16 protein-coding genes, 1 tRNA gene and 1 pseudogene are annotated in these 22,433 nt (G+C 69.4%); 10 read left to right on the plus strand and 8 right to left on the minus strand.

The window, feature by feature from the left end; translation table 11 throughout:
- Positions 1-79: 79 nt before the first annotated feature.
- From FJM51_RS17740 to FJM51_RS17745, 3 genes are all read right to left on the minus strand, one after another.
- Positions 80-676 (minus strand): hypothetical protein, encoded by a 597-nt coding sequence (locus tag FJM51_RS17740; RefSeq protein WP_140455475.1) that lies wholly within the window; start codon positions 674-676, stop codon positions 80-82.
- 129 nt (positions 677-805) lie between these two features.
- A complete protein-coding gene (locus FJM51_RS24745; RefSeq protein WP_267901444.1) occupies positions 806-940 on the minus strand; it encodes a hypothetical protein in 135 nt (44 codons plus the stop codon).
- Between the two features lie 102 nt (positions 941-1,042).
- Positions 1,043-1,330: a hypothetical protein gene (locus FJM51_RS17745; protein ID WP_140455476.1), complete on the minus strand. Its 288-nt coding sequence runs from the start codon at positions 1,328-1,330 to the stop codon at positions 1,043-1,045.
- 269 nt (positions 1,331-1,599) lie between these two features.
- Here FJM51_RS17745 and FJM51_RS25990 point away from each other — a divergent pair.
- Both FJM51_RS25990 and FJM51_RS17755 read left to right on the plus strand, forming a co-directional pair.
- Positions 1,600-1,791: pseudogene (locus FJM51_RS25990) on the plus strand (transposase); the annotation flags it as partial.
- Positions 1,792-2,063: 272 nt separating this feature from the next.
- Positions 2,064-2,897, plus strand: a complete 834-nt coding sequence (locus FJM51_RS17755; protein WP_140455477.1) for a sulfotransferase family protein — start codon at positions 2,064-2,066, stop codon at positions 2,895-2,897.
- Positions 2,898-3,009: 112 nt separating this feature from the next.
- On the opposite strand, the gene FJM51_RS23845 is transcribed toward FJM51_RS17755, so the two are convergent.
- Genes FJM51_RS23845 through FJM51_RS17770 form a run of 3 tightly spaced genes read right to left on the minus strand, consistent with a single transcriptional unit; the run spans position 3,010 to position 7,926 of the window.
- Positions 3,010-6,810 carry an exo-alpha-sialidase gene (locus FJM51_RS23845; RefSeq protein WP_181164611.1) on the minus strand — a complete coding sequence of 1,267 codons (3,801 nt, stop codon included), beginning with the start codon at positions 6,808-6,810 and terminating at the stop codon, positions 3,010-3,012.
- A gap of 5 nt (positions 6,811-6,815) precedes the next feature.
- Positions 6,816-7,619: a hypothetical protein gene (locus FJM51_RS17765; protein ID WP_140455478.1), complete on the minus strand. Its 804-nt coding sequence runs from the start codon at positions 7,617-7,619 to the stop codon at positions 6,816-6,818.
- Between the two features lie 43 nt (positions 7,620-7,662).
- Positions 7,663-7,926, minus strand: coding sequence for a spike base protein, RCAP_Rcc01079 family (locus FJM51_RS17770; protein WP_140455479.1), 264 nt, complete (start codon positions 7,924-7,926; stop codon positions 7,663-7,665).
- A gap of 401 nt (positions 7,927-8,327) precedes the next feature.
- Here FJM51_RS17770 and FJM51_RS17775 point away from each other — a divergent pair, with 401 nt between their 5' ends.
- The 4 genes from FJM51_RS17775 to FJM51_RS17790 all read left to right on the plus strand — a co-directional run bounded on the left by FJM51_RS17775 (position 8,328) and on the right by FJM51_RS17790 (position 14,034).
- On the plus strand, positions 8,328-10,457 hold the full coding sequence (locus FJM51_RS17775; protein ID WP_140455480.1) for a hypothetical protein: 2,130 nt from the start codon (positions 8,328-8,330) through the stop codon (positions 10,455-10,457).
- Between the two features lie 165 nt (positions 10,458-10,622).
- The gene (locus FJM51_RS17780; RefSeq protein WP_140455481.1) at positions 10,623-11,861 is read left to right on the plus strand and encodes a class I SAM-dependent methyltransferase; all 1,239 of its coding nucleotides are present in this window, start codon (positions 10,623-10,625) and stop codon (positions 11,859-11,861) included.
- Positions 11,862-12,001: 140 nt separating this feature from the next.
- Complete coding sequence (locus tag FJM51_RS17785) at positions 12,002-13,324, plus strand: DUF4910 domain-containing protein (protein ID WP_210240330.1); 1,323 nt, start codon at positions 12,002-12,004, stop codon at positions 13,322-13,324.
- Complete coding sequence (locus FJM51_RS17790; protein WP_140455482.1) at positions 13,321-14,034, plus strand: SDR family NAD(P)-dependent oxidoreductase; 714 nt, start codon at positions 13,321-13,323, stop codon at positions 14,032-14,034. The genes FJM51_RS17785 and FJM51_RS17790 overlap by 4 nt, the downstream gene beginning before the upstream one ends.
- A gap of 111 nt (positions 14,035-14,145) precedes the next feature.
- Here the strand turns inward: FJM51_RS17790 and FJM51_RS17795 are convergent, their stop codons facing one another.
- On the minus strand, positions 14,146-15,279 hold the full coding sequence (locus FJM51_RS17795; RefSeq protein WP_140455483.1) for a replication initiator protein A: 1,134 nt from the start codon (positions 15,277-15,279) through the stop codon (positions 14,146-14,148).
- Positions 15,280-15,655: 376 nt separating this feature from the next.
- On the opposite strand from FJM51_RS17795, the gene FJM51_RS17800 reads away from it, so the two are divergent.
- Together FJM51_RS17800 and FJM51_RS23850 are read left to right on the plus strand one after the other, a co-directional pair.
- On the plus strand, positions 15,656-17,083 hold the full coding sequence (locus FJM51_RS17800) for an AAA family ATPase (RefSeq protein WP_140455484.1): 1,428 nt from the start codon (positions 15,656-15,658) through the stop codon (positions 17,081-17,083).
- Positions 17,083-18,267, plus strand: a complete 1,185-nt coding sequence (locus FJM51_RS23850; protein ID WP_181164612.1) for a ParB/RepB/Spo0J family partition protein — start codon at positions 17,083-17,085, stop codon at positions 18,265-18,267. Before FJM51_RS17800 ends, FJM51_RS23850 begins: the two co-directional genes overlap by 1 nt.
- A 179-nt stretch (positions 18,268-18,446) precedes the next feature.
- Here FJM51_RS23850 and FJM51_RS17810 read toward each other — a convergent pair.
- Positions 18,447-18,536: transfer RNA gene (locus tag FJM51_RS17810), tRNA-Ser, on the minus strand.
- 925 nt (positions 18,537-19,461) lie between these two features.
- Here FJM51_RS17810 and FJM51_RS17815 point away from each other — a divergent pair.
- Both FJM51_RS17815 and FJM51_RS17820 read left to right on the plus strand, forming a co-directional pair.
- Complete coding sequence (locus FJM51_RS17815) at positions 19,462-20,709, plus strand: right-handed parallel beta-helix repeat-containing protein (RefSeq protein WP_181164613.1); 1,248 nt, start codon at positions 19,462-19,464, stop codon at positions 20,707-20,709.
- A gap of 255 nt (positions 20,710-20,964) precedes the next feature.
- Positions 20,965-22,323, plus strand: a complete 1,359-nt coding sequence (locus FJM51_RS17820; RefSeq protein WP_140455486.1) for a right-handed parallel beta-helix repeat-containing protein — start codon at positions 20,965-20,967, stop codon at positions 22,321-22,323.
- Positions 22,324-22,433 lie beyond the last annotated feature (110 nt).

The following is a 22,433-nucleotide window of genomic DNA, read 5'->3' on the forward strand; positions in this document are numbered from 1 at the left end:
TGCCCCGTTTAACCGGACACCTCGGCGGGTTGATGGGCGCGTCTGAGAGTTTTTTGCCTGAGACATCAAATGTCCTTCTCTACCCCGGCGCGGGCATACTCCTCACCTCGAAGGCGTGGTGGAAGAACTTCGGCCCGGTGATCCAGTTCTCGACGATGAAGAGCGTCTCGAGCCAGATCCAGGGCGCGCGCTCGGAGACCTCCCCGGCGATCGCGACAAGCTCGCGGGCGTGGGCGCCGTCGGCACCGCGATCCATCACATCCTTCCTGACCGAGGCCAGGGCCTTCCTGGGGTCCGCCCGGAGCCGGCGCAGCTGCCGGGCGATCTCGGCGAGGAGCCTGGCGTTGTCGAGGCGCCGCGTGCCCTTGCCCCAGCCCGAGGTCGCAAGCGCGACCAGGAAGGCGTCGCGCGCGCGTTCCGAGCCCGGCGCCATCACGAAGGCGGCCGAGGCCAGCTGAGCCGCGCCCGAGGAGGCCCAGCGGTCCGCGAGCCCGTCGAGCCTGAGCGCGCCCGGCCCGGCCGCGTCGCCGCCCTGGTGCGCGTCGATGCCTGAGACGACGGGCAGGAAGAGATAGGTCGAGCGCGCCTCGGCCAGCTCCTCGAAGAAGGCGACCATACGCGCCCCGGTCTCGGCCCGGGGCAGGTCGCGCCGGATCAGCGCCACGAGCGTGGCCATGTCGGTGTATCCGAGCCAGGCGCGCTCGCGGATCTCGCGCAGCACCGCGTGCGGGCTGAAGATCTCTCCCGACTTGGCCCGCGCCGCCCAGGCATAGGCGAGCAGACCGAAGAGATCGCGCGGGATCTCTTAACCCGCGCCCGGGATCAGGTCGGCACCGAGCTCGAGGATCCCGAGCAGATCCTCCGCCCCGGCGGCGACGACATCCCCGCGTTGCTCGCGCCGGCGCACGCCCGCCTGATTGATCCAGCTTCCGCCACTCATCCGATATCTCCGCTCATCCCGAGCGCGAGCTCTTAGCGGTGGACCTGACGGCTGTCGAGGCGGCGCGGCGCATGACGGCGATCCCTCGCCGCGATCCGCGCCTCACATCTTCGCCCGGGGCCCCTGCCCGGCGCGCCGGGTCGCGGCGAGCCGCCGTGCCTCCCCCGCCGCCGCGCGCTCGGCGACGCGCAGCGCCCGGACCGCGCGCCCCACCTGGGCGAGCCCCGCGCGCGCAGCGGGCGCAAGCTTCGCCTCTTCGGGAACCCCGCCGCGCGCGAAGGCGCGCATTCCCTTGGCGCCGAACCGCGCCTCGGTCGCCGCGAGGAACCGGTCGAACTCGCCCGCGAGCTTCGCGTCCGCGCGCAACGCCGCCCACGCGTCGCATCTCACGCCTCCCAGCCAGTTCCGACGACGGGAGCGGCGGGGCGACACGACAACTACGGATCCGCGCGCGGCGGCCGCCACCGGATGCGCCACCGGTCCAAGCTCCGGTGGCGGCGGGCAAGTCGCAGAGGTGGCCACCTACTAACGCGAGCTCGAAGCTCATCGAATAGACCGGCCTGCCCGCACCTTCGTGCTCCCGGAGCCTCTGTCCCGGATGCTCGCAGCATACGCCGCCGGACAAGGAGACCAACGGCTGGAAGTGAGGCTCCGATCATCTCATACCGGTTACCAAAGCGATTGAAAGTCTCAATCGGATCATCCGGAAGGCGATCAAGACCCGGGGCTCGTTTCCCGTCCGGGGATGCCGCCGAGAAGCTGATCTACCTCGCGATCCGGGGCCACGAAAAACCAGCCGGACCGTTCGAGGGTGGCTGACAGCGGTGAACCAATTCGCCCTCATGTTCTGACACTCCCCTCCCCAGCCGCCGGAACCGATTTCGCCCATCCCCCGGAACATCTCTTCGTCAAGGGAGCCGAGACGACAGTCAGGACGCGGGTCAAGGGGCCGTCGCCCCTGATCGCGCCGACGGAGGCCTCCCCTTTCCCGAATTCGAGGTGGCGCGGGGGGACGCGTTGAACTAGGGTCGCGGCCGGGTCCGGCCCGTCCCAGCCGGTTCCCTTTTTTGTACGCGTGACGAGAGCCGGCGCGGGCGCCGGTTGCGAGGGAGATGCCGCTCAGATGACCCTGCCGAACTTTCTCATCATCGGCGCGCCGAAGGCCGGCACCACATCCCTCTACGACTACATGCGCGAGCATCCCCAGATCTTCATGTCGGATCCGAAGGAGACGCGCTTTTTCGCCTACCGCGGCCAGGGCGGCGACCGGACCCGCTGGCCGGTCCAGAGCCTCGAGGAATACGAGGCGCTCTTCGCCCCGGTCCGGGACGAGATCGCGATCGGCGAGGCGACGCCGCATTACCTCATCTATCCGCATGTCGCCGAGCGGATCCACGACCTCCTGCCGGAGGCGCGGCTCATCGCCTCGCTGCGCAATCCGGTCGACCGCTCCTATTCGGTCTACCAGATGAACCTGCGCAACCAGGGCACCAACACCGGCCTTCCCTATGCCGAGGCGATCCGCTCCGACCACAATCTGCGTGAGACCTACGCCGACAAGCTCGAACGCTATTTCGCGCTCTTCCCCAGGGAGCGGATCCGGATCATCCTGCTCGAGGATCTCGAGGGCAGGCCCGAGGCGGTGATGCGCGGCCTCTTCGAGTTCCTCGGCGTCGATCCCGCCTTCCGGCCGGATCTCTCGCGGATCTCCAACCCGGGCGGCGAACCCAGGATCAAGCTCCTGCACGACCTGCTCGCCCATCCGGGCCTCAGGGATTTCGGGCGGAAGTTCCTGCCCCGGGACGCGGTCGAGAAGCTGAAGGACCTGCGCGGCCGCAACCTGAGGAAGCAGCCGATGTCGGCCGCCGACCGGAAGGCCGCGCTCGCGATCTTCCGCGAGGACATCCTCGCGACCGGGACGCTGATCGGCCGCGACCTCACGCACTGGCTGCGCTGAGCGCCGGGACGATCCCGCGCCATGGCGAAGGCCCGCCGACCCCTTCGGGTCCGCGGGCCTTCGCATGTCCGGGGCGGCGTGTCCGGGGATCCCCCGGAACACGCCGGTTCCGTCAGTAGGGCGTGTCGAGATGCCGGTTGTGATCCCAGTCCGGGTAGTTGGCGAGGATCAGGTCGTAGGTGTTGTCCGGCGTCGGCGCCGGATAGGGAGGCTTGCGCGCGAACATCCCGTTCGCCGTGCCGAGATAGAGCACGCCGGTCAGCGGATGCACCTCGAGCCCGGTCGCGAGCACGGTGATGTTGGGGAAGCCCGCCGAGATGTTGCTCCAGGTCGCGCCGGAATCCGTGCTCATGTAGAGGCAGTTTCCGGTGCTTCCCTGGTTCGACAGGAAATACATCACGCGCGGATCGTAGCCGTCGACGACGAAGTTCTGCGCGTAGAAGGTGCCCGTCGGCCGGTCGACCGAGAGGATGTCGAAATCCGTCGTGACGAGGCCCGAGGCCTTCCCGGTGTCCCAGCGCCGGATCGTCGACTGGTCGTTCGTGGTCGCGCCCTTGGTGAAGACCACATGCGGATCCTTCGGATGGATCCGGAACACGACCCGCACGTCGACATTGGCGCGGAAACTGTAGGCGACCGTGGCGACGAGGCTCCAGCTCTCGCCCCGGTCGAGCGACTTGTAGAGCTTCTTCTTGGTCCCGGCCGAGTTCGAACTCACGCCGAGATCCATCGCATAGAGGACCGAGGCGCCGTTCGCCGCCGTCTCAGAAACCCCGACGACGTAGCATTCCGACGGCATGTTCGCCATGACGCTCCAGGTCCTGCCCAGGTCGGAGGAGCGCTTGTTGAACTGATAGGCGTAGCTCGGATCGCCCGCGTCGTAGCCGAGGTACATCCGGGGCTTGTCCGGCGTGTCGACGGTGGTCCAGCTCCCGCCCCGGTCCCCGGAATGGCACAGGATCCCCTTGGTTCCGCTGTTCACGCAGGCGATGATGTGCTGTCCGTCGGGATGGACCGCCACGCCGTTGACCGTGCCGTGGTCATAGCCTTCCACGTCCTGGAAACCGGAGACCCGGTTCGTGACGCCACCGTCCTCGGTCAGCATCAGGTGCCGGTCGATCATCGGCAGGACGTATCGGAGCGGATCCTTCCGGTCGAAGCAATGCGGGGTCGCGTAGCTGTTGTGATGCGAGCCGCAGAAATAGGCGCTGTCCGCCGCCGACCAGGTCCGGCCGCCATCCTCGGTACCCATGAAATCGGCATGGGCGTGGCAGAGGGCGCGGAGCGGATTGGACGGGTCCGGCATGATCCAGGGCTCGTTGCCGCCGACGAGCGCCTTGCCGCTCAACCCCGGGAAATTCGCCTGGGTGACCGGCTGGAACCAGCTCTTGCCGCCGTCGTTCGAGATCCGGGGCGCCGGGCCGCTGTTCGCCCCCTGGGCATAGGCGTAGAGATAGTCCGGATAGCCCTCGTTCACCGCGCAATGGGTGATGTCGGACCAGGCATAGAGCGACGACCAGGCGCCGCCGCCGTTCACCGACTTGTAGACGCCCTTGCCCACCACCGCGACGATCATCACCGCGCCGTCGGCCGAAAGGTAGAGATCGCCCCGGACCGCGCCCGCCGGCAGGCCGCCCGTCCCGCTCATCACCGCGCAGGCCGTGTCGCCTTGGTGCGCGTTCTCGATCCGGATCAGCCCCGCCGTGCCCCAGGTATAGAGCCGCGTCGGCACGGTGGGGTGCACGCGGCAGCCGTAGATGTCCTTGCCGAAGGTCGCCGGGGCGAGGTTGCCCACCTGTTGCCAGGTCGCGCCGCCATCCGCCGAGGTGATGAGCCCCGGCACGGCGGTATTGTTGCCGCTCGAGAACTGGTCGGCGCTGTCATAGACCACGTACCAGCGGATCCTGTCGGTGCCGTCCTTCGCGGTCGAGGGCGCGTAGGCGACGCGGCGCATGATCTTGCGCGGCTCGCCGGTGCCGGTCCAGACGAAGACGCGCTCCCAGGTCAGCCCGCCGTCGAGCGAGCGGTGGATGCCGCCCCCGTCCGAGATGGTCGTGTAGCGCGCGCCGCAGACCGCGATCACCTTGTTCGCATCGGTCGGATCGACCTCGAGCGAATAGACGCTCGGCGTGCCGAGGCCGCGGTTCCTGAGCGTGTACCAGGAGCGCCCCGAATCGCGCGAGACCCAGACGCCGTGCATGTCGCCCGCGGCGTAGATCCGGGCGGGCTGGGTCTTCGCCCGGGCGAAGGAGAGGCAGACCTGCTCGGTGTCGCAGGGCGCGCTTCCCGCCGCCTTCTGCGCGGCGGTGTGATAGGGCGCGAGCACGCAGGGCCCGACCTTGGGCGGGACCGTCACGGTCTTGGTGACGACGTTCGAGGGTTCGGAATAGAGCGCCCCGGCCGCCGGGATCAGCAGATCGTCGAGCGTGTAGATGATCCTCTGCGACTTCATCTGGCCGATGATGTTGTATTTCGCGGTCGCCGAATTGACCCAGAGCCAGGCCGCGACCCGGGCGTCGATCCCGTCGCGGGTGACCCAGACATTCGCCTTGGTCGGATGTTTCACGCAGGCATGGAAGCCGTTGCCCGCGGTCATGCCCTCGGCGACGTCGGCGAGGCCGCGGAAGAAGACGCGGGTCGCGCCGAGCGCGGGGCCCGAGATCAGCCGGATGTGCCAGGTCGCGCGGTCGGGATAGTCCGGATCGTAGTCCCAGGTGACGTCCCACTCGCCCTCGGCGGGCGCGCGGGGCCGCTCCGCCTCCCCGGCCTCCACCGTGACCGCGAAGCGCGCGCTGGCCGCGCCGCCGGAATTGGTCGCGGTGACGGTCACGAAGCCCGAGAAGGCGGTCTCGGTCGGGATCGAGACGACGCCGGTCGCCGCGTCGATCAAAGCCCCGGCGCCGGAAACCGAGAAGCGGAGCCCCTGGCCCTCGAAGACGCCCGCGGCCGCGACGCTCTGAACGCCCGTTCCCCGGTCGAAGATCTCCTCGGGCAGCTCTCCCCGGAGGACCGGCGCGGCGTAGATGGCCGTGACCGGTCCCGCCATCGCGACCCGCGTCCCCGCGAGGCTCGCCGCCGTCACCCGGACCGAGAGCGCGCGGCCGTCATCCGCGGCCACCGGCGTGTAGTCCCCGCCCGTCGCGCCCGGGATCGCCACGCCGTCGCGCAGCCATTCCTGCGTCACCGCCGGCGCCGGCGTTCCGCTCCAGAGCCCGGCCGAGAGGCCGAGCGCCGCGCCGATCACCCCGCTGCCCGAGAGGCTCGGCGCGGTGAGCGCGAAGGGCGCGATCAGCGTCAGCGGCGCCCGGAGCGTCTTGCGCTCGGGCGAGACCGGCGACCACTCCCCCCCGGCCGCGAGACGGCGCGAGAGGCCGATGCCGCCCCGGCTCTCGCCGTTGCCGAGTTCGAGACCGTCGAGCCGCCAGCTTCCGTCCGCGAGCGGGACGCAATCGCACCAGGACGCCTCCTCCGCCGGATCGGCGGCCGTGGTCCAGCGCAGCGCGGCGGCCGAGACGCCCTGGAGCGTGACCACCCCCGCGTAGCGCAGATCGCCGAGCGCGCTCGGCTCGGGCGTCGACCACTGCGCCGCGGTCAGGGCCGGGGGCGTCCCGGCTGGATCCTCGTTCACTTCGACCAGAATGATGTCCTTGCGGCTCGCCGAGACCGGCGACCAGGGTCCCGTCGCGCTCAAGCGATAGCGCAGGCCGATATTCGCGAAAAGCCCCGCGCCGCGCCAGTGCGACTGTTTGTCCGCCACGATTTCGTGGGAGGAGAGGCGCCAGCCGCCGTCGGGCAGCCTCACGCAGGCCTCCCAGCCCTCGCCGCTCCCGAGCGGCGCGGCGCTCTGCGTCCATTCGACCGCGACCGCCGCCGCGGGCGCGCCGCCCAGTCTGATGACCGCCGTGTAACGCATGGGATTCACTCCGTGACCTGTTCGAGGTTCCACTCGCCGTCCTGCGCGGCGGCGGGTGTCCCGGCTTCGGGGGCGGGGGCGGTCGCGGCGACCGTCACCCGGAAGGACTGGCGCGCGGCGCCGCCGGCGTTCCCGGCGCGGACCGTGACGATCCCGTCGAGCGGCGCGCCGGTCGGGATTGTCACGAGGCCGGAGCCGGGCAGGATCGTCACCCCCTCGGGCGCCGCCTCGAGCGCGTAGGAGAGATCCGCGCCCTCGAACCAGGCCTGGGTCGAGACCGAGCGCGTTCCGGCGGCGAGCGGCCAGAGCAGATCCCCGGCGCCGCCGGTCGCGACGGGCGGCGCCATCGCGAGGATGGTGAGGGCGAAGCTCGCCCGCGCCGCGCCGGCGGCGTTCGCCGCGGTGACCGTCACGGTCTCCGCCGTCCGGAGCAGGCCGAGCGGCAGGTCGAGCGCGCCGGTCGCGGGATCGATCGCCCCGTCCCCGCCCGCGACCGAGAAGCCGAGCCCCGCGCCCGCGAAGACCCCGGCGGTCTCGACCCGGAAGCTCTCCGCCGCCGTCACCAGCACGAGATCGGGAAGCGCGCCGGTGACCGAGGGGGCGGCCACCGCCGGCTCCTCCGCCTCCTCGCCGAGCCTCACCGTGACGCGGAAGGCGCTCGTGGGCGCGCCGGAGGCGTCGCGCCCGGTCAGCACCACGCCGACGCCCGCCATCAGCGCCTCGGTCGCGATCGTGAGCAGCCCGGTGGCGGGATCGATCGCGATCCCCTCCCCGGCGATGGAAAAGGTGAAGTCCGGCGATGCGTTCAAGGTCGGTATCTCCTGACGGGAAACGGGGAGGCGGCGCGCGTGCTCACCAGAGGCCGAGGATCCGCGCCGCGGTGGTGCCGCTCGCGCGCACGCGGATCGCGCGGACCGGCAGCAGGCTGCCCGCCGGCACGTTGCCGAAGGTGACGGTGTCGCCGCCCAGCAGCGTGAGCGCGAGATCACCGCCCTGGCCCACGAAGAGCGCGCGCGGCGCGGTCGCGAGATCGGCCGCGTCGTCGGGCACGATCGCCACCGCGTTCTCGGCCGGCGAGGAAAGGCCGCGGGCATGATGCTTGAAGAGATCGGTCATCCGGGGTCCCCTTGCTGCTGGAAACGGTCCCGGAGGGTGGCGCCATCCCGGAGGCGCGCCCCCGGACGGATCGGCTGGCCTCCCGAGGCCGCTCGCGATCTGGCGCCGACGATGTCGCGCGATGGTACTGGTGCCTGCGTTCCGGACCGTCCCCCCGCGAGGGGGCGGACCCGGCCGGAGCGGTTCTAGGCGCGGAGGGTTTACGGGGTTTGAACCCGCCGCGCGCCCCGCCGCGCCCCGGCGCAACGCCCTCCCGGCTTCGTGTTCCCGCCGCCCCGCGCGCCGCCGCTTCGCAATTGCGCGGCGCCCCGGCCAGCCGGTAAACCCCGGGAACCGATGTGATCCGGTAAAGAGAGCCGGCGGGCGCCGGGCCCGAGGAACCCGCGACGGGAGACGAGCGCTTGAGCATTCCAAGGCCCCGGCGGCCCCGCCCCTCCCCGCTCCTTCCGGCGCTCCTCCTGCTTCTTCTCGCGGGAACGGGCGCCCGCGCCGCCGATCCCGCTCCCCTGGCCCGGCCCGCTTCCGAAGCGGCGGCCCTGACCGCGCCCCCGCCTCCGGATCCGGAAGCGGCGGCCGCGGGCAGGACGGCGGCCGTCGCGGAGGCCGAACGGGAGGCCGATCTCTTCGCGATGCCCGCGATCGCCGAGCAGACCCGCGCCGCCTCCGCCCGGATCCAGGCCGGCGATCTCGACGGCGCGGCGGCGATCCTCGACCGGCTCGCCCGCGACCATCCCCGGATCGGCCTGCTCGAGGCCAACCGCGCGACGCTCCTCGCGCTGCGGGGCGATACCGGGGGCGCGGTCCGCGCCCTCGAGGCGGCGGCCGCCGCCGGCTATGACGGGATCGCCGCCCTCGCCGCCGACCCGATCTTCGCCGCCGTCGTCCGTGACCCCCGGATCGCCGCCCTCGCCGCGGCGGGGGTGGCCGCCCCTCCCCCCGGGGCGGAGGCGGAAACGCTGCTTCCGCGGGCGGAGCGCCCGCGGCCCCGCCCGCCGCTCCGCCTCGCGCCGGTCACGGATGGCATGGCCCCGGTCTCCGGCGCCAATACCGTCTGGGATCCGGATGCCGAGCGGCTGCGCGCGGGCTTCGCCTTTCCCGCCCGCGCCGAGGACCCGGTGGTCCCCGACCGGAAGACCGCCGAGACCGACATCCTGCGCGAACACTACCGCCGGGGCCGCGCCGCGGGAAATCTCGGCGATCTCTACGACAACCGCGACCGCGGCCATTCGGAACCGCCGGCCGCGAACCACCCCCAGCTCGCCCGCGTCACCTATCCGCCCGCCGCCCGCGCCGCCGATCTCGACTACGGGCTCGCCGAGCAGATCCTGTTCAACGCGCCGGCGCTCGGCAATTCCTCGACCGCGATCACCGGCGGCGCGCTCTGGCGCAGCCTGCCGCGGGCGGCGACGACGCGGACGGACGGCACCGGTCCGCTCCGGCTCTGGCAGAACGCGAGCGCAAACGCGCTCTACGTCTATCCGTCGCACAAGGATTACGGCCCGGAGCAGGGCGACCTCTTTCCCGCCAATACCCCCTATCTCCTCGTCAGCCATGGCGCGGCCGGTTCGGATCAGCCCTTCCTCGAGGCGGTGGCGATGATCTACGCCGCCTACCGGCCCGAGACCAAGGCGCGGCTCGTCCAGGAGGGGCTGATCGTGCCGATGACCCAGATGGTCTTCCGCCGCTCGCTCCGGAGCGTGCTCTCCCGCGACGACTACATGAGCGCCGCCGCCCATCCCGCGGCCTACGAGCCCTATGACATCAACCTCGCCCGGATGGTGAGCCTCGCCAATTCGATCCGTCCCTCCGACATCCCGCCCCAGGTCCGGATCGCCGTCACCGCCGAGGATCTCGGGACCGAGGGGCTCGACTTCTTCGGGACCGGCCTCTCGGAACAGCTCTTCGACACGCCGGCGGCGGTGGCGCGGATCTGGCGCTCCCGCGCGCATACGAGGACCATCACGCTCTCGGCGGCGGAGACCGCCGATCCGAACGGCCGCGCTCTCTCCTTCGCATGGCGCCTGCTCGCGGGAGATCCGGAGAAGGTCCGGATCTCGCCCTCGGAGGACGGGCGGAGCGCGACGATCGAGCTCGACTGGCAGGAGCCCTTTCCGATCTCGAAGGACAATCCGGTCACGAGCCACCGGGTCGACATCGGCGTCTTCGCCAACAACGGCGTCCACGACAGCGCGCCCGCGATCCTCTCGGTCTATTTCCCGCCCGACGAGGCGCGGGTCTACGAGACCGGCCCCGACGGGACGGCGCGCATCGCGAGCATCGACCACCACGGCCATCCCGAGGCCCCGGCCGACCCGCTGCTCCTGCCCCGCGCCGACTGGCGCGACGACTATCTCTACGCCGAGGACGGCGCGCCCCTCGGCTGGATCCGCAGCTGGAGGACCGGCGCGCGGGAAGCCTTCGACGCGGCGGGCCGCCGCCAGGCCGCCGCCGGACCGGAAACCGTCGCCTATCCGCTCCGCCAGGAGGAGGACGGGACACTCACCGTGACGGAGACCCCCGGCGCCCCCTGAGGATGTTCCGCGCGCGGAACATTTCCGCCATCCACCATCCCCGGCCGATTTTCTTGAAAAGCCGGGGTCGAGCGGCTACGGGAAAAGACGCCGCCGCGTCTCGGCGCTCCCTCGGGAGCCAGGGGTGTACTGGCTTGTTCGGTTCCCATTTCGATGGATTTACGCATGTACAACCTGAAGTGCCGCTTCTGCGACGCGCCAATTTCTGAGACCTTCATCGACCTCGGCACCTCCCCCATCGCCAATTCCTACGTGAAGCCGGAGAATTTCATGAAGATGGAGCCGTTCTTCGCGCTCCACGCCTTCGTCTGCGGCGAATGCTTCCTGGTGCAGCTTCCGAACATGGAATCGCGGGAGCATATCTTCAACGAGGAATACGCCTATTTCTCCTCCTACTCGGCCTCGGTCCTCGCCCATTCCAAGGCCTATGTGGAGATGATGATCGAGCGCTTCGGCTTCGACGCCGGCTCCCAGGTGATCGAGGTCGCGAGCAACGACGGCTATCTGCTGAAATACTTCCAGGAGCGCGGCGTGAAGGTGCTCGGCATCGAGCCCTCGGGCAGCGTCGCGGAGGCGGCCGAGAAGGCCGGCATCCCGAGCCGGGTGCGCTTCTTCGGCGTCGAGACCGCGAAGGCGCTGCGGGAGGAAGGCTTCGCCGCCGACCTGATGCTCGGCAACAACGTGATGGCCCATGTGCCGGACCTGAACGACTTCATCGGCGGCTTCCCGATCCTGGTGAGACCGGGCGGGATCGTCACGATCGAATTCCCGCATCTGCTCCGCACGATCGAGGACCTCTATTACGACCAGGTCTATCACGAGCACTATTCCTATCTCTCGCTCGTCACGGTCGAGAAGATCTTCGCCGCCCACGGCATGACGCTCTTCGACGTCGAGGAGATCGCCCCCCAGGGCGGGAGCCTCCGGATCTTCGCCTGCCACGCCGGCGACGCCGCCCATCCGGTGACCGAACGGGTCGCGGCGCTGCGCGCGCGAGAGATCGCCGCGGGACTCACCACGCCCGAAGGCTACCGGACCTTCGCGGAGCGGGTCCGGGAGACCAAGCGCGACCTGCTGCGCTTCCTGATGGAGGCGAAGGAGGCGGGCAAGACCGTGGTCGGCTACGGCGCCCCGGCCAAGGCCACGACGCTGCTGAACTACTGCGGCGTCAAGACCGACATGATCGACTACACGGTCGACATCAGCCCCTACAAGCACGGGCGCCTGCTGCCCGGCACCCGGATCCCGATCCATCCGCCCGAGAGGATCCTGGAGACGAAGCCCGACTACGTGCTGATCCTCGCCTGGAACATCAAGGACGAGATCACGCGGAACATGGCGGCGGTGCGCGACTGGGGCGGCCGGTTCGTCGTCCCCCTGCCCCGGGTCGAGGTGCTCGACTGATGAGCCGGACGACCACCCCCGGAGCCGAGGGGGCGGTCGCCCCCTCCCCCGCCACGCCCTCCGCGGCCCCGGATGTTCCGCGCGCGGAACATTCTTCCACCCCCTCCGATGTTCCGCGCGCGGAACATTCTCCCGACTCCATGGACGTTCCGCGCGCGGAACATCCGGGCGCGGCCAACGCGCCCGGCGCCGCGATGAAGGCGCTGATCGCCCGGCTCTATCCGATCTGCCGCTCGATCACCGGGCCGGGCGTGCGCGAGACGCTGGGCATCCTGAGGGAGCAGATCCCGCTCGAGATCCGCGAGGTGCCCTCCGGCACCCCGGTCTTCGACTGGGTGGTGCCGGAGGAATGGGTGATCCGCGACGCCTTCGTGAAGGACCCCTCGGGCGCGCGCGTGATCGACTTCCGGGCGCACAACCTCTCGGTCGTGAACTACTCCCGCCCCTTCAGGGGCAGGCTCACGCTCGAGGAACTCCGGCCCCATCTCCACGCCGAGGAGGCCCATCCCGACTGGATCCCCTACCGCACCAGCTACTATCAGGAGGCCTGGGGCTTCTGCCTGCCCTGGAACCGGCTCCGGGCGATGGGGCCCGGCCCCTACGAGGTCGAGATCGACGCCGAGGTGAAGCCCGGCTCCCTCACCTATGGCGAATGCCTCGTTCCGGGCGAGAGCGACGAGGAGGTGCTCGTCTCCGCCCATACCTGCCACCCGTCGCTCGCGAACGACAACCTCTCCGGGATCGCGGTCGCGGTCGAGCTCATCAGGGGGCTGATGGCGAGGAAGCCCCGGCTCTCCTACCGCTTCCTCTTCATCCCGGGCACGATCGGCTCGATCACCTGGCTCGCGCTGAACGAGGCGCGGCTTTCCCGGATCAGGGCCGGACTCGTCGCGGTCAATCTCGGCGATCCCGGGATCATGCACTACAAGAAGAGCCGGCGCGGCGACGCGGCGGTGGACCGGGCGGCGGCGCATGTGCTCGGGGCGCGCGGCGATCACAGGATCGAGGATTTCTCGCCCTATGGCTATGACGAGCGGCAGTTCTGCTCGCCGGGGATCGACCTCCCCGTCGGCTGCCTGTCGCGCACGCCCTACGGCCGCTTCCCGGAATATCACACCTCCGCCGACAATCTCGACCTGGTGCGGGAGGAGGCGCTGGCGGCCTCGCTCGAGACGTTCCGCGCGATCTTCGCGGTGCTGGAGCGGGACGGGGTCTATCTCAACCTCTCGCCGAAGGGCGAGCCGATGCTGGGCAAGCGCGGCCTCTACGCGGCGCTCGGCGGGCGGTCGGACACGAAGGACCGACAGATGGCGATGCTCTGGGTGCTGAACCTTTCCGACGGGCGCCATTCGCTGCTCGACATCGCGGAACGGGCGGGGCTGCCCTTCGAGCTCGTCGCCGACGTGGCGGAGACGCTTCAGGCCCACGACCTGCTCGCCCCCGCCGCGGGGCGGGTCCTATGAGCGCCGCGGCGCCCGATCTCGCCGGCAAGGTCGCGCTCGTCACCGGCGCCTCGGCCGGGATCGGCGCGGGCATCGCCGCCGCGCTCGCCGCCGCCGGGGCCGAGGTCCATGGCATCGCGCGCGCGGGCGGGGCGGGGGCGTATCGCTGGCATCCGGTGGATCTCGGCGATCCGGCGGCGATCGCGGGCTTCCTCGCGGGTTTCGCCCCGCCCCGGCTCGACATCCTCGTCCATGGCGCGGGACTGCTGACGCCGGACGGTTTCACCGCGGAACAGGGCGATCCGGAGGCGGGGCTCGCCGCGCTCGACCGCCAGCTCCAGGTGAACCTGCGCGCGCCCTGGCAGCTGACGGCCGGCCTGCTGCCCCGGCTGATCGCGGCGAAGGGCTGGGTCGTCATGCTCAATTCCTCGATCTGGATGAACGCGCGGGCCGGGCTCGCCGGCTACGCGGCGTCGAAATACGCGCTCCGGGCGATGACCGACGCGCTGCGCGCCGAGGTGAACGGGCGGGGCGTCCGGGTGCTCTCGGTCTATCCGGGCCGGACCGCGAGCCGGATGCAGGCGGAGGCGTCGCAGGCGGCCGGCGCCCCCTACCACCCCGAGCGCCTGCTCCAGCCCGAGGCGATCGCCGGGAGCGTGCTCTCGGCCCTGGCCCTGCCCGAGACGGCCGAGGTGACCGACCTCCACATCCGCCCCGCGCTGAAAGGGTAGGGGACGGATGTTCCGCGCGCGGAACATTCCGCGGCGCATCCCTTCCGCGCGGCGGTCAGCTGTCCGCCGCCTCTCTCGTCCCCGGGATGTTCCGCGCGCGGAACTTCCGTCTCACCGCGGGAGCCCGCGTTCGGCGCGGGAGCGGCAGAAGGCGAGGAAGGCCGCGTCGGGGTCGTGGAGCGGCGGGCGGCCGGTCGAGACCCAGAAGCGCAGCCATTCCGCCTCGAGCCAGTGGGTGTCGAAACCCGGCGCCGCCGCCCGGGCGCGCTCATGCGCGAAGGCCGAGAGCCGCGGCCCCTCGCCCGGCGCGGGGGCCATCCGGCCCCGGGCGCGCACGAGCAGGACGTCATCCGCCCCGAGCGACAGCGCGTAATCCGGCAGCCCGTCCTCCTCGGCCATGTCGCGGATCATCCTGCGAAACACCCGGCGGGGCGAGGTGGAGCCGGACTTCAGCAGCAGCGTCCCGAGCCCGACCCGCCATTCCGCCTGGCGCCCGCAATGCTTGCGCGCGATCTCGTAGACGCGGCGCTCGAGCGGCTTTCTGAGGCGGAAATAGTCGCGGGAGAGCGTCAGCACCGATTTCGAGACGACCGAGCGGTACATCCAGTCCGAGAGCGTGACCGAGACCATGATCATCCGCCCCCCGCGCGCCTTGCGCTGGATCTCCCAGGAGTCGATCAGACCGAAGCCCCGGGTGCTCTCGACGCCGCCGGTGGCGATATTGGTGACGATGCGCGTGCCCGAGAGCCGCTCGAAGGCCTCGCGCAGCCGCCGGTAGCCGTCGCCCGAGGTCTCGCGGTTGGTCGCGCTCAGGAGGTCATGCGCCTTGAGATGGAGCACCGGGCTCACCGGCCGGCCCTCGTTCAGCGCGGCGACGAGCTGGCTCACGCAATAGATCAGGATGTCCTTGTCATGGATCGTCGCGAGCCCCTTGACCGAGGGGGTGATCTCGATCGTGGCCTCGCCATGCTCGTAGCTCAGGATCCGCCGGTCGGGCCGGGTCGCGAGCGTGAAGAGCGGATGCTCCATCGAGGCCATGTCCTCCTTGGGGCTCGCCCAGGGCAGGTCGCAGATGAAGAACCCCTCGGCCGGGGCGGCGGGCAGCGTCTCGCCCGACAGGACCGCCGGCGGCGGCGGCTCCGCCCCGGAAGCGCCGCCCGTCTTGCGCGCCCCGGATCGCCCGCGCGGAGTCCTTTCCGGAACGGAGCCGGAAGTCTCCGCCGCGTCGCGCCTGCTCTGCCTCATGAAACGGCGGCCCCATCTTATCGTGGTTTCAATGCCACCCACGCTTAGGGGGCGCGCCGCCGCCCCGCAACAGGACATTTCGGGGTTTCGGATTCATCTTCCCGTGGTTTCGGATTCATCCCAACGTGGTTCCGGATTCACCAAAGCCCCCCGAACCGCGCTTTCTCTCCGTGGAAGCAGGGGTTTACCGGAAAGCTCCGAAGCCGTAACACATTCTCTAACACCGGATAACACTGCGAAAAATCCTCGCCGACCCCGCGAGCCCGGTTCCGATCCCTGAAAAACCGGGAAAAAACGCTTCGCCTGCCGGTTCCGCTTTGATATGCCGCGAATCATGGTACATTGCTGAAAACGCGGCACATGAGGTTTTCGAGCGATGTCCCAGACCCCCGGCGGCTCCCCGGAGGAAGCCCCGCCGCCCTATTTCAACATCTCCCCCGACGAGGCGCTCGCCGAGCTCGAGGCGCCGGTCGGCACGGCGGATTTCGGGCGGATCGCCGAGACCTGCGCGCGCGGCCGCGCCGATCTCGTCGCCCGCGGCCATGAGGGAACGGGCGCGCGCCGGCTCCGGCTCTTCTCGACATGGGAGATCACCAAATACCTGATCCCGGTCGCCCCCGCGCATTTCCGCCGGGTGCTGCGCGCCAATCCCGACCTGCCCCAGGGCGCGAGCGAGACGGTGGGCGGCGCGAAATGGTTCACCCTCGACGAGGTGCTTCGCCTGCGCGCGCATTTCGCCGCCGAGGGATCGCGGGCGAAGGAGTACAGGCCCTACCGCCCGGAAGGGCTGCCCGCGAAGGTCTGCGCGGTCGCGAACTTCAAGGGCGGCGTCGGCAAGACCTCGATGGCCGCCCATCTCGCGATGTCCGCCGCGCTCGACGGCTACCGGGTGCTGGTGATCGACCTCGACAGCCAGGGCTCGATGACCTCGATCTTCGGCGGCGGGGTCGCCTCCGAATGGGACACGGTCTTCCCGCTCGTGGCGCGCGACTACGCGCTCGGTCTCCGCGCCGAGAACCAGCGCCGCGTCGACCGGGGCGATCCGCCGCTGCCGCTCGACGAGACGCTGACCGAGGCGCTGACCCGCTCGAGCGCCGACGTGATCCGGAAGACGCACTGGCCCAACATCGACCTCATCGGCGCGCAGCTCAATCTCTACTGGGCCGAGTTCCAGATCCCGGTCTGGCGCATGTCGCTCCGGGGCTGGAAGCTCTGGGAGGCGCTCTCGAACGCGCTTCAGCGCGACGGCGTGCTCGACGCCTACGACATCGTCATCCTCGATACCCCGCCCGCGCTCGGCTATCTCACGATCAACGGGCTGACGGCGGCGGACATCCTGCTGGTGCCGATGGGCGCCTCCTTCCTCGAATTCGATTCCACCGGCCGCTTCTTCGACATGCTGCATTCGACCTTCCTCTCGATCGAGGAGGGGGAGAACGTCGCCGCCCGCGCGCTCGGCCGGCCGGAGATCCATTTCGAATGGGACGCGGTGCGCGCCGTCATCACCCGCTACGACGCGGGCCAGCAGGCCGAGCTCGCCGGGCTCATGCAGGCCTATCTCGGCCGCGCCCTCTCGCCCTGGCGGCAGGATTTCACCGCGCTGGTCGGCCAGGCGAGCGAGCAGGTGAACGGGATCTACGAGGCCGACTACCGCGACTTCAACCGCGACACCTATGCCCGCGGCCGGCTGACCTTCGACCAGACCTACGCGCTCTTCAAGCGGCTGCTGCTCGCGAGCTGGCGGCGCGACGAGATCGAGGCGCGGGCGGAGGCCGAGGCCCGGAGCCGGAAGGAGAGCGCCTGATGGCCCGCCGCCGCCTGAACCCCGCCATCCCCGCCGCCGCGGAGGAGGCCGCGGCCGATGTTCCGCGCGCGGAACATTTCGCGGAACATTTCGGGCGGGTTCCGCCCCCCTTCGCGCCCGCCGATCCCGGGGGGACTCGCGAGACGGTCGCCGCGGCGGCCTTCGCCGCCGGGCCGGCGCCGATCGCGCGCGTCGCGGCGGAGGCGGCGGGGCGCGCCGCGCTCGACGAGGTGGTCGAGACGCTGCGCCGCGCCGAGGCCGAGGGGCGGATGCTGCGCGCGATCCCGCTCGACGACATCGCCGCCGACCATATCGCCCGCGACCGGATGGGCGCCGATCCCCTCGGCGCGGCGGACGAGGAGATGATCGCGCTCCGCGAGTCGATCCGGGCCCATGGCCAGCGGATGCCGATCGAGGTGACGCCGCTGCGTGGCCCCGCCTCGGACGAGGGAGGCGACGGCGGGTTCGCGCGCGGGACGCTGCCCTTCGGCCTCATCTCCGGCTGGCGCCGGCTCGCCGCGCTGCGCGCGCTCTTCGAGGAGACCGGGGAGGAGCGCTTCGCCACGGCGACGGCGCTGATCCGCCGGCCCGCGAGCGCGGGCGAGGCCTATGTCGCGATGGTCGAGGAGAACGAGATCCGGCTCGGCCTCAGCCAGTACGAGCGCGCGCGCATCGCCGCGGTCGCGACCGAGCGCGGCGTCTTCCCGAGCGAGAAGGCGGCGCTGCTCACGCTCTTCGCGAATGCGAGCCGGGCGAAACGCTCGCGCATCCGCGCCTTCACCGAGATCTATCACGCGCTCGACGGGGCGCTCGGCTTTCCGGCCCATCTGCCGGAACGGCTCGGCCTCAGGCTGGTCGAACTCATCCGCGCGGGCCGGGGGGACGCGCTCGTCGCCGCGCTGGTGGCGGGCGCGCCCCGGAGCGCGGAGGCGGAGCTCGACCTGCTCGAGCGGACCGCCGCGCGGCTGGAGGCGGAACCGGGCGCGCCTTCCGAAGCGGCGCCGGAGGCGCGGGAGGCCTCGCCCGGGCGGGGCGGGACGGAGGGGGACTGGTCCTGGGAGCGGCTCGGCCCCGGGCTCGAACTCGGCTTCCGGGACGGGGGGAAGCCCGAACTCCGGCTCCGGGGCGCGGGCGTAACGGCGGCGCTTCGGGAGAAGATCCTCGCCGCGCTGCGGCGGGGCTGAGCGCGGCTCCCGCGGAACCTCCGGGGGAGGGGGTAAGGCTCCCTCTCCCGAGGGCTTGGCAAACTCCCGGTCGTGACGGACGGGGAGCGATGGCTCGGGGGAATCTGGGGCGAATCGGATCGATTCGGGGAGCGGAAATCCCGCCCCGCCCCCGGAAGATTCGGAGTAGCGGGGTAGTCTGGCGGAGAGAGAGGGATTCGAACCCTCGAGACGGTTCCCCGCCTACACACTTTCCAGGCGTGCGCCTTCGACCACTCGGCCACCTCTCCGGGCGCGCGGACAAAACCATCTCTCGCGGGAAGACGCAAGGGCGGAGCGCGCGAAGGAGGCGGGCCCCGCGGATGAAGCCCGCGAGCTAGCGGAATGAAAACGGGGAGAAAACGTTTCTACCCGCGGTCCGGGAAAAAGCCCGGTCTCCCCTTCGCAACCGCGGGGAGAAGGTTCCGCGAAACCGGGATCTTCCCTGAAAACAGGCATGTTTTCGCCCATTGGCGCGCGCGGCCAAGCCCGGGCTTGAGCGTCGGAAGCGTCGCGCTTACACCGTTTGTAAGCAAACAATACGGCCTCATGCGGAAGCGTGAAGGCTTCTGGTAAACAATAGCAAGGGACAGACCTTTGACCGAAACGCCGAGATCCCGGCACGCCGGAGCGTCCGGTTCGCCCGAAGGGGCGATCCTGGCCCGCTCGCATGACCGGATCCCGGCGTCGTCCTCCGCCCGTTCCGGCCGCGCCGGGACGAGACCCGCGCTGCCCGCGGGCCCGGCGGAGGGGCGGTCGCGCCGGGACATCCGGATCGTCTGAGTCGCGAGGGCCTTCGGGTCCTCTTCAAGGAACGGAGCGCCGGCGCGAGCCGGCGCGGCCGATGGTCGCCGCTTGCTTGGCGGAGGCCCAAGCGGATGCGCGCCCGAAGAAGGCGTGTGGGACGGGAAGGCGGAAATACAGGCCAGGGACCTCATGTGAAGTCCACAGAGGTAGAAGAACGATATGACGACGACAACGGTATCGGACAAATCCCAGCTGCTTTCCGCGCTCAAGACCGCGACGGGAGGCGATACGATCGTCCTGGAGCCAGGGAATTACGGCAGCATCTCCCTCAGGGGGACGACGTCGTCTACCCAGTACCTGAAATATTCCGGTGAAGTGACGATCGTTTCCGCTGTTTCCACGAACAGGGCAATCATCGACAAGCTTTACTTGGAGGGAGTCGAGAACCTGACCTTCAAGCAGGTCAAGTTCGACTATACCTCCGCGACCACGACCAACGGGCAGCCCGTCGTGGTGAAGTCGTCCAGCGGGATCACCTTCCGGGGTGATAAATTCGACGGCGAGCTCGTGGACAGCTACGGCACCGGCACCGGCATCAAGATCAGCCAGGGAAGCGACATCCAGATCGTGAACTCGAACGTCTGGGGCTATCGCAAGGGGATCGAGACCTGGGCGGTCGACGGGCTGACGATCCAGAACACCAAGGTCCATAACATCTCCTACGACGGCATCGTGAGCGGCCATGTCCAGGGGTTGAGGATCATCGGCAACACGGTCGAGATGAATGCCAATCCGGCCGAGGACCAGCATCGCGACGTGATCCAGATCTACAACGAGGGCGGAAAGGCGCCGAGCTCGGACGTTCTGATCGCGAAGAACACGCTCACCGCCACCGACACGACCACTCATGGGATCTACGCCGGCAACGCCGATGCGAAATCGACGGGCAGCGCCTCGGAATTCTATTCGGATTTCGTGATCCGCGACAACAAGATCATGACCGGTCAGAAGCTCGGCCTCGCCATCGGCCAGATCGACGGGGTCACGATCACCGGCAATACCGTGATCCAGAACGACGCGCTCGACGACAACAGCCGGACGGTCGCGATCCCGATCGTCCATGTCGCGCAGGAATCGGGCAATGTCGCCGTCACGGAGAACATCCTGAACGGAAAGCCGATCGCCGCCGACGATACCTGGCAGGAAGTCAAGGATGCCGGGAGCGGCTGGACCATCAGCGACAACGCGGTCGTGGCGCTCAGCTGGAGGGTCGGCGAGTCGACCGAGGATCCCTACGCCGACGTGCGGGGCAACGGCGTGGCGGATGAGTTCCGCTACAAGGGCAGCTGGGTGGCCAATGGTGGCGACCGTGTGGATGAGAATTCCAACGTCAACTTCGACGAAGGGGATACGATCGTTCTGATCAACTACGAAGAGAACAGCTTCAAAGGAGTGTACAAAGGTAACCAACTCGATGTGAATTCCACTGGTACTTACGTGAAGATCGACTCGATCACCGATCTTCAGGAATTGGCGGCCAGCTCGCCAAAGCTCAGCGCCGAAGTCTCGGGCGATACGCTGACTCTTCACATCACTCAGACCGGCGGTGTCCACGACATCGTGCTGGGGGGATTGGGCCAGGAATACCAGAGCAGCTACGACGCGTCGCTGTTCTGACATCCGAAGGTGACGGGGGCGGCCAGGCCGCTTCCCGTCTCCCGGGGCGGCTCGGCCGCCCGTTCCGGCCCCCTTTCCTCATCCCGTTTCGGGACGCGGTCCCGATCGCATCCGAATGCGCCCTCGATGTCTCGGCATCGAGCAGGGAAGTATTTCCTGCGTCTTGGTAAATTCGGCAGAGTAATGGAAACAAAATCTTAGAGAAGCCAAAATAAGAATCGGCTTCATCTAGAAAAGAAAGGACAGACCAGGGCCATGACGAAATACACGGTCTCGACTCAATCGCAGCTCAAGTCCGCGCTCAACAAGGCCAAGGGGGGAGACACGATCTCTCTCAAGTCCGGGAACTACGGAAGCCTCTCGCTCTCCAACGAGAAATACACGAGCAAGGTCACGATCACGTCCGAGAGCACGAGCAAGCCCGCGAACTTCTCGGCCATTTCGCTGTCGAGCGTCTCGAACCTCACCTTCGATCACGTGAACCTCACCGGGAAGGTCGTCTCCGGCTACGGTACCGGAACCGGGTTCAAGGTGAGCAGCTCCAGCAATGTCACGCTGCAGAACTCGGATCTGTCGGATTTCTACAAGGGTGTTCAGGTGTGGAATGCCAGCAGCTTCAAGGTGCTGGGCAATGACATCGACAATATCGGCTATGACGGAATCGTTATCGGCCACAGCCAGGGCGTGACGATCCAGGGCAACGAAGTCCATATGCACTCGCATGGCGACTCGCACCGCGACGTGATCCAGTTCTACAATCAGGGCGCCAAGGCGCCGTCGTCGAACGTCACCATCAAGGGCAATGTCCTCACAAGCGACGATGGCGTCACCCACGGCATCTTTTTCGGCAATGCCGACACCAAGGGCAGCAATACCGCCGAGTTCTACAAGAACATCACGATCGAGGGGAACACGATCAAGACCGCCCAGAAGCTCGGCGTCGCGATCGGTGGCGCGCAGGGCGTCTCGATCAAGAGCAACGTGGTCGTGCAGACCAATGAATATTCCAGCAAGAAGGCCGTCAACACCCCGATGATCCTCATCGACAAGGATGCGAAGAGCGTGTCGCTGTCGGGGAACACGGTGGTGAAGGCGCCCGCGATCGCCGACGATGCGAACAACTGGAAGATCGTGAGCACGCTCTCCAATACCGGCAGCAAGATCGTCGCGCTCGGCGCCCCGGTGGCGGATGCCACGAGCACGTCCTCGAAGACGGTCTCCTCGTCCTCGTCCTCGTCCTCCTCCTCCTCTCTCGGCGACGGCGAGGCGGATCACTTCCGCTTCAGCGGCACGAAGGTCAACGGCAGCACCACCAACAAGCTCTCGGTCGATTTCTCGGAAGGCGACACGGTTACCCTGTCGAAGTACGACAAGGGGACCTTCGATGACATCGGCGGCGGCAATTACGTGCACAACAGCACGGGCGGCGGCTATGTGAAGATCGACTCGCTCACCGATCTGCAGGAGCTGACCAAGGCGTCCGGCGACATCAAGGCCAAGGTCTCCGGCGACACGCTGACGATCGACATCCACCAGGATTCGGGCACGCATCACCTGGTCCTCGCCGGGCTCGGGCACGAGTACCAGAACTCCTACGACTCCTCCCTCTTCTGAGGACTGGGCAGGCCCCCTCGGGGGCCCGCCCAGCCGGTGGCGCGGGGTGGAACGGATCCCGCGCCCGACCTTTCCGGCGCGGCCGCGCCGCCCGGAAGGCCCTTCCCGGG

This window comes from Amaricoccus solimangrovi (assembly GCF_006385685.1).
GTDB lineage: Bacteria > Pseudomonadota > Alphaproteobacteria > Rhodobacterales > Rhodobacteraceae > Amaricoccus > Amaricoccus solimangrovi.

Coding starts and splice junctions, on each gene's coding strand:
- FJM51_RS17740 (WP_140455475.1), bottom strand. CDS start 676: ATGGCCACGCTCGTGGCGCTGATCCGGCGCGACCTGCCCCGGGCCGAG.
- FJM51_RS17785 (WP_210240330.1), top strand. CDS start 12,002: ATGGACGTTCCGCGCGCGGAACATCCGGGCGCGGCCAACGCGCCCGGC.
- FJM51_RS17780 (WP_140455481.1), top strand. CDS start 10,623: ATGTACAACCTGAAGTGCCGCTTCTGCGACGCGCCAATTTCTGAGACC.
- FJM51_RS17770 (WP_140455479.1), bottom strand. CDS start 7,926: ATGACCGATCTCTTCAAGCATCATGCCCGCGGCCTTTCCTCGCCGGCC.
- FJM51_RS23850 (WP_181164612.1), top strand. CDS start 17,083: ATGGCCCGCCGCCGCCTGAACCCCGCCATCCCCGCCGCCGCGGAGGAG.
- FJM51_RS17795 (WP_140455483.1), bottom strand. CDS start 15,279: ATGAGGCAGAGCAGGCGCGACGCGGCGGAGACTTCCGGCTCCGTTCCG.
- FJM51_RS17820 (WP_140455486.1), top strand. CDS start 20,965: ATGACGAAATACACGGTCTCGACTCAATCGCAGCTCAAGTCCGCGCTC.
- FJM51_RS17755 (WP_140455477.1), top strand. CDS start 2,064: ATGACCCTGCCGAACTTTCTCATCATCGGCGCGCCGAAGGCCGGCACC.
- FJM51_RS24745 (WP_267901444.1), bottom strand. CDS start 940: ATGAGTGGCGGAAGCTGGATCAATCAGGCGGGCGTGCGCCGGCGCGAG.
- FJM51_RS23845 (WP_181164611.1), bottom strand. CDS start 6,810: ATGCGTTACACGGCGGTCATCAGACTGGGCGGCGCGCCCGCGGCGGCG.
- FJM51_RS17790 (WP_140455482.1), top strand. CDS start 13,321: ATGAGCGCCGCGGCGCCCGATCTCGCCGGCAAGGTCGCGCTCGTCACC.
- FJM51_RS17800 (WP_140455484.1), top strand. CDS start 15,656: ATGTCCCAGACCCCCGGCGGCTCCCCGGAGGAAGCCCCGCCGCCCTAT.